General features: G+C 50.1%; 10 protein-coding genes. 9 read left to right on the forward strand and 1 reads right to left on the reverse strand.

The window, feature by feature from the left end:
* From POTG_RS25250 to POTG_RS24750, 3 genes are all read left to right on the forward strand, one after another.
* Positions 1-686 (forward strand): carbohydrate-binding protein (locus POTG_RS25250; protein WP_009224556.1); only part of this gene is annotated, 686 nt, incomplete at its 5' end.
* Positions 687-997: 311 nt separating this feature from the next.
* A complete protein-coding gene (locus POTG_RS09205; protein WP_050769731.1) occupies positions 998-1,918 on the forward strand; it encodes a tRNA dihydrouridine synthase in 921 nt (306 codons plus the stop codon).
* A gap of 188 nt (positions 1,919-2,106) precedes the next feature.
* On the forward strand, positions 2,107-2,544 hold the full coding sequence (locus POTG_RS24750) for an ATP-binding protein (protein ID WP_036644884.1): 438 nt from the start codon (positions 2,107-2,109) through the stop codon (positions 2,542-2,544).
* Positions 2,545-2,603: 59 nt separating this feature from the next.
* Here the strand turns inward: POTG_RS24750 and POTG_RS09215 are convergent, their stop codons facing one another.
* Positions 2,604-3,188 (reverse strand): GNAT family N-acetyltransferase, encoded by a 585-nt coding sequence (locus tag POTG_RS09215; protein ID WP_036644885.1) that lies wholly within the window; start codon positions 3,186-3,188, stop codon positions 2,604-2,606.
* Positions 3,189-3,343: 155 nt separating this feature from the next.
* Here POTG_RS09215 and POTG_RS09220 point away from each other — a divergent pair, with 155 nt between their 5' ends.
* The 6 genes from POTG_RS09220 (at position 3,344) to POTG_RS09245 (ending at position 13,041) form a co-directional block, all read left to right on the forward strand.
* Positions 3,344-5,542 (forward strand): ATP-dependent helicase, encoded by a 2,199-nt coding sequence (locus tag POTG_RS09220; RefSeq protein WP_009224561.1) that lies wholly within the window; start codon positions 3,344-3,346, stop codon positions 5,540-5,542.
* Between the two features lie 267 nt (positions 5,543-5,809).
* Positions 5,810-6,781, forward strand: coding sequence for an ABC transporter permease (locus POTG_RS09225; protein ID WP_050769732.1), 972 nt, complete (start codon positions 5,810-5,812; stop codon positions 6,779-6,781).
* A gap of 4 nt (positions 6,782-6,785) precedes the next feature.
* Positions 6,786-7,664 (forward strand): carbohydrate ABC transporter permease, encoded by an 879-nt coding sequence (locus POTG_RS09230; protein ID WP_036644887.1) that lies wholly within the window; start codon positions 6,786-6,788, stop codon positions 7,662-7,664.
* A 37-nt stretch (positions 7,665-7,701) separates the two neighbouring features.
* Entirely contained in the window at positions 7,702-9,207 is a 1,506-nt protein-coding gene (locus tag POTG_RS09235; protein WP_009224564.1) for an extracellular solute-binding protein, read from the forward strand.
* 106 nt (positions 9,208-9,313) lie between these two features.
* Positions 9,314-11,617 carry a helix-turn-helix domain-containing protein gene (locus POTG_RS09240; protein WP_036644888.1) on the forward strand — a complete coding sequence of 768 codons (2,304 nt, stop codon included), beginning with the start codon at positions 9,314-9,316 and terminating at the stop codon, positions 11,615-11,617.
* A gap of 62 nt (positions 11,618-11,679) precedes the next feature.
* Positions 11,680-13,041 carry a sodium-dependent transporter gene (locus POTG_RS09245; RefSeq protein WP_009224566.1) on the forward strand — a complete coding sequence of 454 codons (1,362 nt, stop codon included), beginning with the start codon at positions 11,680-11,682 and terminating at the stop codon, positions 13,039-13,041.
* The last annotated feature ends 35 nt before the right edge of the window (positions 13,042-13,076 follow it).

Raw genomic sequence — 13,076 nt, forward strand, 5'->3', positions numbered from 1 at the left:
CTACATTTTTCGCAGTTCTTCCAGCGAGTGCAGCCTCCAGAGGAGCATGGGCTCCAAATACTTCCTATGCAGTCAACGATACCGTAACTTATAACGGAAGTACTTATACTTGTATTCAAGCGCATACTTCCCTCGTCGGTTGGGAACCCCCGGTTGTTCCTGCTTTATGGTCGTTAAGCGGCGGCGGCGGCGGAACTACACCAACCCCACCACCAACAACCCCGCCTTCCACAGTAACAAAACCAGCGGAAGTTCCGAGCCGCATCTGGACCTATGTGATGAATGCGGATAATGCCTATGGCAAAGGCGGAGATTTTGCTTTATTGCTAAGCGCCGTGATCAAGAAGGAAAGCTACTTTGGAGATGGTTTATCGGGCAGTCCCTCAGCCGGCGACGGATTGATGCAGGTTGAACCCAACACGCGGAATGCGTATTTATCTCAATTTAGTGCGAAATATGGCCATGCCTATAATCACAACAGTGAGCAGGATCAGGTATATATGGGTGCACTGATTTTGAATGAGAAGATTGTTCGATTCGGCAGCATCTATAACGGCTTATTGCACTATAACGGGGGAGATTATTGGTATCCGGGTGCTACGGATTCCTATGGCCGCCCGATTCTGGCCGACCAATATGCAAATACCGTTTACGCTCAGTATAAGAGCTATGGCGGCAGATACTAAGGCGTAGAGGATAACAAGATCTACCTAAACGTCTGGTTTGGGTGGGTCTTGTTTTTGTTTTTTTAATTACCTATAGCCGCTTCCAAGGCTTCTGCACCTGGCCGTCATCATGCCTGAGGGCGACTTCTTTCTCCTTCAACGCTAACCCAGCTTCGATCCTGCTACTTTTCCCGGAGCTTGCATGCATGACCATTTGAAGAAAGTGGGGATGATTATATAATAGATAAGGTATTATAACGAGAGGATTTGAGGTTGAAGTGAACCGAAATTTTTGGCGTGATTTACCGCGGCCTTTTTTTATACTTGCACCAATGGAAGATGTGACGCATGTGGTGTTTCGTCATGTCGTGAGTCAAGCAGGCAGACCGGACGTCTTCTTCACGGAGTTTGCCAATACGGAGAGCTATTGTCACCCGGAGGGGAATCATAGCGTACGCGGGCGTCTGCTCTTTACCGAAGATGAACAACCGATCGTGGCGCATATATGGGGCGATAAGCCGGAGTATTTTGCAAAGATGAGTATCGGTATGGCGAAGCAAGGATTCCAGGGGATCGATATCAATATGGGGTGCCCGGTTCCGAATGTGGCCACCAATGGGATGGGGAGTGGCTTAATTCTCCGTCCTACGGTTGCCGCCGAAGTGATCCAAGCCGCCAAGGCCGGGGGATTGCCTGTAAGCGTGAAGACGAGACTTGGTTTCAACGAGGTGGAGGAATGGCGGGATTGGTTGACCCATATTTTGAAGCAAGACATTGTGAATCTGTCGATCCACCTGCGCACCCGAGAAGAAATGAGCCAAGTTGCGGCCCACTGGGAATTGATTCCGGAAATTAAGGCGCTTCGAGATCAAGTGGCACCACAGACCCTGCTTACGATTAATGGAGACATTCCGGACCGGCAAACCGGTTTGAAGCTGGCAGAACAGTATGGGGTGGATGGGATCATGATTGGAAGAGGGATTTTTAAGAACCCATTTGCCTTTGAAAAAGAGCCGAGAGAGCATAGCACTACCGAATATCTTGATCTGTTAAGACTGCATTTGGATCTCCATGATCAGTATTCCGAACAATTGGAGGCGCGTCCGTTCAAGGCGCTGCAACGTTTTTTCAAGGTTTATGTCAAAGGGTTCCGCGGGGCAAGTGAATTAAGAAATCAGTTGATGAGCACAACGTCAACCGATGAAGTGCGGAAGATGCTAGATGAGTTTGCTGAGCAGACGGTCAGTGACTAGAGTGAGCCTAAAGCAAAAACAGGTCAATTATGGTAGAACACCCATGCTCTGAAAGAATGTGCCGAATGGCGTCAATCTCTCGTCCACCCACAGATCGAGCTTCTGAATGACACGGTCAACGGCTCCTCGGTCGGAGATCCGGTGCATTCTTCGTGCGATCTCCAGATTTTCCACCACGGATGCGGCGCATGTTTGATAAATTTTACCAAGGCGATCCCTCCCGTTCCATGACGGGGACCGGATTGGGATTAACCATTGTCAAGCGCATTATCGATCTGTGCGAGGGGGCAGCCGATACCAGCGAGGTTCTGCTGGCGATCTCCCTGATTGTCCGCGGCGGAGGACTTGGGGGCCTGATGCTCCCCATCATGGCAACCGCCTATGAGGGATTATCTAAGGAATTGATTCCGCATGCCAGCAGCGCGACCCGGATCCTCCAACAAATTGGGGGTGCGTTTGGAGCTTCTGTTTTTGCCGTCATCTTACAGAATCAAATTAACGCCCAATCCGTTCACGATATCTCAACGCTGAATACAGCTTTTAACCATACCTTTATGTGGTCAGTGGGCTTCACGATTGTATCGCTTGTGTTTATTTTCTTCTTGCCTCATAAGAAAAGAGCCTAAACTCAAGAAGACACTCGGAATTCTTCCGGGTGTCTTCTTTATTTCAAACAGCTGATAGTCTAAAACTCAACCCCGCGAACCTTCGAAAATACCATGGTATCCCTTAGCGAACCATCAACCGCACATGCATCGTTACGTAGAATTCCTTCCAATCTAAAGCCCAAGCGTTCGGCTACTCTTGCACTCCGTGTATTACGTGAGTCACATCTGATCTCAATACGATTGGCGTGCAGCTCTTCTAAGGAAAAACGCGTAATGGCATTTACGGCTTCGGTTACGTAACCTTGTCTTTCAAAAGAGGTACGCACCCAATATCCAATTTCAAATTTACGTGCCTGCCAATCGATTCGATGGAGACCACTGCTGCCAACGATTTGACCTGTATTCTTATGTACTAGAATAAGCCTCAGATCTTTACGTTCTAGGAAGTGCAATCGGGCTCGTCGTATGTCTGCCTCGGATTGTTCGATCGTTGAGATGCTTTGTGCCCAGGGCATCCACGGCCGTAATTGCTCAATACTCTCTTTAACAGCCTCATTTATGGCCGCTCCATCTCCCCATAATGGCGCACGGATCAATAAGCGCTCACTTTCGAAGCTTTCAGGGAACTCTATTAATATTGGATCCATATTTGTAGTGCCCATTATCTCCACACTCCCAGAAAATATTTCCAATCAGCATATCATATGCATTGATTTTTACTCAAGTGGAAGTTAATCATGATGACTAGGAGATGTCATTCTAGCAAAATTGAGTTATAGTAGGTAATGCAATCGGAACATTCGAAAGGGCAGTCATCATGAACAAAGCAAATTCCTTCTTCCTTCGCAAGAACGAAGAATTAGGTGTTGAATTAAATGAAATCCAGAAGCAAGCGGTCCTTCAAACAGAGGGACCCTTGCTTTTGTTAGCTTCACCGGGATCGGGGAAGACCACAACGATCATTATGCGGATCGGGTATCTGATCGAGGAGAAGGGGGTTCCTCCCAGAAGGATCAAGGCGGTAACGTTTAGCCGCGCTTCGGCGAACGATATGAAGGAGCGGTTTAAAGCCTTTTTCCCAGAGCTGACGCCTGTTGATTTCTCCACGATTCATAGCCTGGCTTACGAGGTGGTGCGAGAGCATTTCCGTGCGACCCAGACGCCGTTCCAGATCATCGAAGGCGATATCGACGCGGCCCAGCAAGAAACCAGCGGTTCGGAGCAACTCCCGCTACACAAGAAGATCATATTGCGGAATCTCTTTAAAGCGATAGCCGGAGAGAATATTACGGATGACCAGTTAGATGAGCTGACGACCTATATTAGCTTTATCAAAAATAAAATGATCCCCTCCGAGCAATGGTCTAAGGTCAAAGTAGAGGTGCCCCATGCCGAACGGATCTTGCGGGAGTACGAGCTCTTTAAGCAGTCTGGCACCCGGTCGCTGCTGCTTGATTATGACGACATGCTGGTGGTTTGCGAACGGATTCTGGCGGAGAATGAAGGGGTGCTTCGCAGGTATCAGGGGCGTTATGATTATGTCCTCACAGATGAGAGCCAGGATACGTCCAGGGTGCAGCATGCGATTATCGAGAAGCTGGTGCATAAGCATCGTAACTTATGCGTCGTCGCCGACGATGATCAGAGCTTGTACAGCTGGCGAGGGGCGGATCCTGCGTATTTGCTGAACTTCAAGCAAGTCTATCCGGAGGCGGCGATTTTGTTTATGGAGCAAAATTACCGCTCTTCCCCGGATATCGTGAACGTCGCCAACACGTTTATCCAGCGCAATCAGGACCGATACCCGAAAAAGATGTTCACCCAGAATCCCCCGCATAAGCCAATTGAGATTCGCTGCTTGGACGATTACGGCGATCAGGCCAAATATCTGGCGAAAGAGATTCAGCAGATCGAGAACCTTGCCGAGGTGGCGATCCTTTATCGGAATAATTCCTCATCCATCGCTTTAATGAACGAATTTGATCGTGCGGGCATTCCTTTTTATATGAAGGATGCGGATAACCGGTTCTTTTCCCATTGGGTTGTCGAGGATATCCTGAATTTCATGCGGATGACGTTCACGGATAAACGTCCCGATATTCTGGAGAAAATCCATCTGAAATTTAATGGTTATATCAGCAAGGAGCAGATGGCGGCGCTGCTCAAGATCCAGAATGACGAATCGGTCTTTGATAATCTGCTGAATCGGGTGCCGTTGAAGGATTATCAAGTGAAGCAGCTGCAGATGTGCAAGGAAACGTTTCAGGAAATGAAGGGGATGCCGCCGCTGCATGCCATTCACGTGATCCGCGATCGCTTGGGCTATGAGAAAGCCCTTGAGAAGATTTGCGAGTGGAAGGGGTTCCGCATGGAATATCTGATCGGCATCCTGAACACGCTGGAGGAAATTGCGGCGGGGCTACATACCATGGAGGAGTTTGCCGCCAGATTAAAATACCTGGAGTCTGCCTTGCGAACGGCAAGGTCCAAGCGAGGGCAAAATGCCGTCACCTTCTCGACAATGCACAGCTCCAAGGGCCTGGAGTTCGAGCGAGTGTATATGATCGATCTTGTTGAGGGGATCATCCCGTCTAAGGCGGATAAGGAGAACGCGGAAATGATGGAGGAGGCGACCCGGCTGTTTTATGTGGGGATGACCCGGGCGAAGAAGCATCTGGAGCTTTTGACTTACAAGAAACGGGATGGGGTAGAGGTGACGGAGTCGAGGTTCGTGGCATCCGTCAGGTACATCCAACTTCCACCCCAAGCGTCCGCGGCTTCATCCGTGGCTTCACCCCCCATCCCCGCTCAATCGCAGGTCAACCCCAACGCCATCCGAAATCTGGCCGAGCTAAGGGAAGGGGAATCCATTGTCCATCGGGCTTTCGGAAAAGGTATGATCGTTCAAGTGAACGGGGAACGGGTTCATATCCGGTTTGAGACCGGGGAAAAAGCCTTATCAACGACCACCTGTCTCCAAATGGGCTTGTTGGAGCGAGCAGAAGGTGCATCATAGCGATCGCCACCCCAATCGCACCGGCTATACACAAGTATACCGCTAAGAAATAAGCATCTGCTTAAACAGGTTTAAGCAGGAGAGACGCTGATCATTTCAGCGTCTTTTTTTTATCAACCGCCCTGCAAGAATAATCAATTCCAGGAAATGTACTGCCAATCCTGAATTTCCTTCATTCTGCCCGCCTGCAAAAATAAGCGATTGCTGGAAATTGACGGGCATCTTAGAGTGATTACATCGAACATCAAAGGGAAAGGAGAGGGAAACATGGCTTCCTCCTTGGAACCGATTACAAAACGGACAACGCCTGTAACCAGGGCCCGCAGTCACCGGCTGCGACAAATTGGGAAAATCCTGATCCGGGATAAATTTCTTTATGTGTTGGCACTACCGGGCCTGCTGTACTTTCTGATCTTCAAATACGTTCCGATGTGGGGAATCATCATCTCATTTCAGAACTATTCGCCTTATCAGGGTGTGTTGGCCAGTCCTTGGGTGGGACTGGAGCATTTCCGGCGGTTTTTCTCCAATCCTGATTTCTTTATGTTGTTTCGAAATACGCTCGCAATTAACACGTTGTCGCTCATCTTCTTTTTTCCGCTGCCCATTCTACTCTCCTTGATGCTCAACGAAGTGAGGCAGCAGGCTTATAAGAAAATTGTACAATCCATCGTTTATCTGCCGCATTTCTTATCTTGGGTCATTATTGTAGGGATTACCTTCATTTTGTTCTCAACGGGAGATGGAGCGGTTAATCAAATGTTGGTGAGTTTGGGCTTTGAGAAAATCGATTTTCTCACCAGTAAAAATTATTTCTGGGCCATGCTCACCGCCCAATCCATCTGGAAGGATGCCGGGTGGGGAACGATTATCTTCTTAGCAGCGATGGCCAGCATAGATCCGCAGCTCTACGAGGCGGCCAAAATCGATGGGGCGGGCCGGTTCCGCCAAATGTGGAATGTTACGCTGCCCGGCATCCGCTCGGTCATTGTGATTTTGCTGATTCTGCGCATGGGTCACATTATGGATGTCGGCTTCGAGCAAGTGTTCCTCATGATGAACGGGGCCGTCTCAGAGGTGGCCGACGTCTTCGATACGTATGTGTATCGTCTAGGCGTGAAGCAGGGACAATTTAGTTACAGTACGGCCGTTGGTTTATTTAAGTCGATGGTGGGATTGATTCTCGTCATTGGGACGAACAAGCTGGCTAAGAAGTTTGGCGAGGAAGGGGTGTACTAACCGGATGAGTTATCGCAGCCGTGATCGGATGTTTCAAGCCGTTAATGCCATCCTGCTCGGCATCATCAGCCTGATTACGTTTTTTCCGTTATACTACGTGTTTGTCGTTTCGTTTACGGAACCGTCCGCGTACCGTTCCAGCGAACTTCAACTGTTTCCCAAACAGTGGAGCCTGGATTCTTATAAATACTTAATGTCCACCAATGCATTCTTAAACGCTACCGGCAACAGCGTCTTTCTGGCGCTGGTTGGCACGGCGCTTAGCCTGTTAATTACCTCTTGCTTGGCCTATGCGATTTCTCGTAAGCGCTTGCTGGGGCGGAAAGTCATCATGCTGCTGATCTTACTGACCACGTTGTTTAATCCTGGCATCATCCCGCCTTATTTGCTGGTCCGTGACCTGCACCTGATCAATAGCATTTGGTCCCTGATTCTCCCGGTGCTGACCAATGGGTGGTACGTCCTCCTGATGAAAGGATTTTTTGACAGTATCCCAACCAGTCTGGAGGAGGCGGCCCGAATTGACGGCTGCAATGATGTCAGCGTGTGGTATCGCGTCATTCTTCCCTTGTCGCTGCCTTCGCTGGCTGCATTTGGGTTGTTTTACGCCGTGGCTTACTGGAACACCTTCTTTACGGCGCTTCTTTATATCAACGAGTTCTCCAAGCAGCCGCTCCAAGTGTTGCTGCAAAATATGCTCATCGATGCTTCAACCGCTGCCGGGGGTTCCGTTGCGGCGGAAATGATGTCCGAGCAGCGAATTCCGCCGGAGACGCTGAAAATGGCGGCCGTAGTGATCGCGACCGTTCCGATTCTACTCGTGTATCCCTTTTTGCAGAAGCATTTTGCCAAAGGGGCCATGGTGGGTTCGGTCAAGGAATAGTCTTATCTATTTATTCGAATAGGGAGGTCAATGCGTCATGCAAAAAAAGAGTTTCGTCTTGTTGAGTGTCACCTTGCTCGTGAGTCTGTTGCTATCCGCTTGTTCAGCTGGCACGAAGTCGGGATCCAGCGGTTCGGAGGGCCCGACCAAGCCGCTGGAGGTAAGCATTATGACCATGTATTACACGCCGGAGCCTCCGGGACCGGATAATGTGGTCGTCAAAGAATTCGAGAAGCGGACCAATACCAAGTTGAATATCACCTGGGTCTCTCCCAATAACTATGGGGATAAAGTGAATGTCACCTTGGCTTCCGGCGATATTCCGGATCTCATCCTGCTGGATGACCCGTTTAATGCGCAAGTGCGGGGGATGGTGGCGCAAGGTGCCTTCTGGGATCTGACCCCGTATCTTCAGGACTACCCGAACTTAATGCAGTACCCCAAAGAATCCTGGGAAAACACGAAGCAGGCTGACGGTAAAAACTACGGCATCCCGCGTCCGCGCCCTACCGATGGCGGAGGGTTCACTTACCTGCGTAAGGACTGGCTGGATAAGCTGAAGCTGGACGTTCCAACCACGACCGACGAGCTCTATGAAGTGCTTAAAGCGTTCGTTGAGCAAGACCCGGACGGAAATGGGAAGAAGGATACGATCGGGTATATCGGGTTTGTGGATCAAAACGGGATGGCCAATTTCGGTCAGCTTCAGAACAGCTTCACCCAAGTGAACGGCGAGTGGAAGTTGATCGACGGCAAGCTCAACCTGTTGCCTGAAGTCAGAGAGAGTCTGGTTTGGCTGAATCGGGCTTATACGGAAAAGCTGATTCCGGAGGATTTTGCCGTATTAAAAAATACGCAGTCCAAGGACTTGCTCAAATCGAATCGCGGCGGCGGGTTCCAGGATACGGTGGAGGCGGCTTGGGAGCCTACGGAAGAGCTGCGTAAAACGATTCCTGAAGCCGACTTCCTGCCCTTGGTTTCGCTGAACGGGTATTCCAATAAAGACAGCGGATTTTTCGGGATGTTTGCGATTCCCAAAACCGTTCCCGAAGACAAAATGAAGCAGCTGCTGAAGCTGATGGATTATGGGGCAAGCCAGGAAGGAAGCGACTTGGCCAACTTCGGCTTCAAGGATGTGCACTATACCGAGGAGAACGGCATCAAATTAGCGACGCCGCAAGCCCAGAAGGATATTGTCGCTCAGCAGGCGCTGGGTCAAATTTTTCTGAAATATGATCCCTACCTCCGGGCTTATCGTACAGGAATGCCGCTTGATGTCCTGGAACGGAACAAGAAAATTATCGACGAGAAAGCGAAAATCAGCATTGGGGATCCGGCGATCGGACTGTATTCGGAGACCAGCACCTTAGTAGGGACGGAGCTGCGCAAGAAAATTCAAGATATGAAAACCAAGGTGATGATGGGGAAAGAACCAATCAGCGCTTGGGATGAATACGTGGAGAAATTGAAGGCGGATCCGGATTTGCTCAAAATTACCGAAGAGATGAACGAAGCCTATCAGAAACGTGCAAAAAGTGAATAATGACCCAGCCCCCGAGACCAAAAATATGGTTTTCGGGGGATTTTCCTCGTTTCCATCTATAGTAAGATAGGGAGTACCAATGGAAACTACGGAAAGGCGGGGATTTATGAAGAAGAGCCATTTTTTTCGAAGAAGCTTATTTTTGGTGTTATGTGTCACCAGCCTGCCCACCGTGATTATAGGGATTACGTTCTACATCGCTGGCCGTGCCTATATGGAAAATGAAATCACGCGTCATCATGACGCTTTATTGGTGAAGACAATTGATCGAATGAACGAAAATTTAGCCCAACTGGAGCTGGCTGCGACGCAGTGGTCCTTGGACAGTCGTCTGGACGGAAGGCTCGGAGAGATTGATTTAATTGACGAATATAACGTGACGCATAACCTTTATCGTTTTTTGGGGGTCATGAAAGGAGCCTATCCTTTAATTGACCAAGTCTATTTGTATTTAGACCGGCAGAAGCCGGTGATCGTATCGGATATTGAAGGGATCGTCCCAGTGACCGATGTCCGGCAACAGAAGCAATTTCACGGGTTGCTGCAGCAAGGCAGAGCGGAGTTTTGGCAGTTCGACTTAACGAAGGTAAACGGAAAAGGGGCAGGCCCTTATGTGGCTCTCGTCCATAAGCTGCCGAGTATCGGCAAGCCATACGGCGCGCTGATTTTTTATTTGGATCAGTCGAAGCTGGTGCAAATGGTGGAAGGCATGTCGGTTGATAATGAGGGCGCTTCCTTTTTGATGGGGAAGGATGGCTCGCTGCTGGTCTCCCCGTCGTCCCTGAACCGGAAGAATGCGGAGCTGGAGCTTGCCGTGCAGGAGAGCGTCATGCTGAGGAAGGAGAAGACCGGCTCTTATCTATTTGAATGGAAAGATAAATCCTATTTGATCTCTTACGGGGAATATTCCCGCTTAGGCGAACCTTGGAGATACGTCACCACGATGCAGCTGTCGCAACTCACCGCGCCGATCGTGATTATCTCCCGAATTATTTTGGGGATGGGAGGCGTCGGGCTGATCGTGGCTTGTCTGTTCTCCTGGATGGCTTCGCATCGGCTCTACCGTCCAATCCGCCGGTTGGTTCGCCTGGTCAAAACGCAGAAGCCGGACCCCGGGTCTGAGGTAGGAGATGAATTGGACTATATCGCCAACCAGTGGAACCATTTGAGCGAAGAACGTAAAGCCTTGGAGACGAAGCTGAAGCAAGCGTATCCCTCGCTGAGGGCCGCTTTTATGATGCAGCTGGTGCAGGGGCATGTTTACTCGCTGAAGGAGCCGGAAATCCGTGCAAGGTTAGAGACCTTTGGATGGTCATCGGAATCGCAGTGGTTTGGGCTTATGCTGGCGCGGGTCACGGGGGTGTCCAAAGCAGACAACCGTTTTATGGAGAACGATGAATATCTGGTCTCCTTCGCCGCGGCCAACATCGCACAGGAAATGGTGCGAAGCCGGGGCATTCAGGCGGAAATTATCCATTTCCATGACCTCACCGTGGGGATCCTGCTCTCTTTTCCGTCCGAAACAAGAAAACCGCATGTCAAGGAAGAGCTGTTCAGCTTGGCGGAGGATTTAGTCCGTACAATCAGTTCGCTGCTTAAGATGCAAACGACGATTTGCATTGGCCGGTTAACCAACGAGATCAAGGATATTCCGGAAATGCTGCCGTTTCTCCAGAACGCGATTCTTTATCGGGATCTAAAGGAACAATGCCAGGTGCTTGATTTAGAGGAGATTCTGCCCTATACGCCACAAGAGGTTCATTATCCCTTTGCTTTGGAGAAGGAACTGCTTCAAGCGTTGCGGATGGGGCAATGCGAGCAGGCGATGCAGCTGATCGAGGCATTTATCTCGGAGCTGGTCCTGCATTCGGGCAAAGAGAAGCTGCTGAAGGAAGGCGTGATGCAGGTGCTGGGAAGCATCATGCATACGTTATTGGAGACCGGCTACCAGCCTCACCAGTTATACGAAGGTGACAACCCGTTTGAGCAATTAAATCAAATTCGGGAGCCGGAGCAGATCGTCCGTTTTTTTCAGCAAAAAATTATCCTTCCGTATGCCCAGAAGTTAAGCGAGGATCAGACGGCCCGGGCGAAGCCGCTCATCGAACAGGTAACAGCGATGCTGAAGGATCAGTTCGCCGCAGGGATTTCGCTCGAAGCGTGCGCGCATCATTTTAATACCACGCCTTATACGCTGAGCCGCTTGTTCAAACAGGTAACCGGCATAAATTTCATCGATTATGTAACAGCTCTCCGGATTGAGAAGGCGAAGGAACTGCTTCGTGACTCCGATATGAAAGTGAATGAAATTGCGGAGCAGGTGGGGTTACAACCGTCCTATTTTATTCGGCTGTTTAAGAGGTTTGAACAGATTACGCCGGGACAATATCGAGAGAAAGTTATGAAATAAAGGAAAAATTTCATATCCATACCTCCAGCCTTTTTCATTATAATAGAGAAATATAAAAATATATGGGGGTTGTTATGAATACTAAGCAAACTCAGCTCGGCGAGGGGCGGAATGAGCGATTCTCTTCTGCCGGATTTATTTTGGCTGCGATCGGCAGTTCCGTTGGTCTCGGCAACATGTGGAAGTTCCCGTACATTACAGGCCAACACGGGGGAGCTGCCTTCTTCCTGATCTTCATTATCTGTTTGATCTTGATCGGCTTGCCTCTGTTGTTAGCGGAGCTGGCCATTGGGCGCTCAGGGCGCGGAAGTGCATCCACGTCCTTTGTAAAAGCCGGCGGTCCTAAAGTGTTTGGCCGTCTTGGGCTGCTGCAAGTTATCGCTCCATTTCTTATTTTGAGCTTCTATGTCATCGTTGCGGGATGGACGCTCCATTATGCGGTTCAGTCCTTCAGCGGAGGTTTGTATGTCGATTCGGACTATAGCGGGAAATTTGGCTCGTTCATCCAAGGCTTCATGCCGCTCGTATGGCAGGTGGCGTCTGTGTTGATTACCGCCATCGTGGTAGGGAAAGGGATCTCCGGCGGGATTGAAAAATTCAATAAGGTGCTGATCCCGGGGCTCGTCGTCCTTCTGATCATTTTGATGATCCGGGCATTAACCTTGCCGGGAGCCGGGGAGGGCGTTTCCTTCTTCCTTCAACCGGATTTCTCGAAGCTGAGTCCGGAGGCGGCTTTGGTTGCTTTGGGACATGCCTTCTTCTCGTTATCGCTGGGGATGGGGATTTTGCTCACCTACGGGGCTTACGTGGACAAGCGCCAATCCCTGGGCGCGGCTACGCTGGCGATCGGGGCTGGGGACTTGATCTATGCGTTTATTGCAGGCTTGATCATCTTCCCGACAACCGCTTCTTTTGGTTTAGAGTCGAATGCCGGGCCGTCTTTGGTCTTCATCGCACTGCCGGCCGCGTTCTCGGCGATGCCGTTTGGCGCCTTCTTCGGTGGGTTGTTCTTCGTCCTGCTGGCGATTGCGGCGCTAACCTCCGCGGTATCGTTGCTGGAAGTGCCGGTCACCTTCGTCATGGACCGCTGGGGATGGGGGCGCGGAAAATCCGTAACGATCATCAGCGTGTTGGTTCTGTTGATCGGGTTGCCTTCCGTCTTGTCCTTTGGGATCGTACCGGCTTTGTCGGACATGGGCGGGAAAAACTTCTTCGACTGGCTTGATTTCATTACCTCGAACATTTTGCTGCCGATCGGCGGCTTGATTACGACTCTTTTTGTAGGGTACTTTTGGAAAAAGGCCGCGGAAGCCGCGGGGCTCAAGTCCGGTTGGTTCCGGTTATGGCTGTTTATGGTTCGGTATATCGCGCCGGTACTCGTCGTGCTTGTGCTGTTGCATACCACCGGAGTGATCAAGTTTTAGGAAGTTTAAGCAAGGGGCGCGGTCTATCGCGTCCC

The sequence above is a fragment of the Paenibacillus sp. oral taxon 786 str. D14 genome (genome assembly GCF_000159955.1).
Classification (GTDB): Bacteria; Bacillota; Bacilli; order Paenibacillales; family Paenibacillaceae; genus Fontibacillus; species Fontibacillus phoenicis.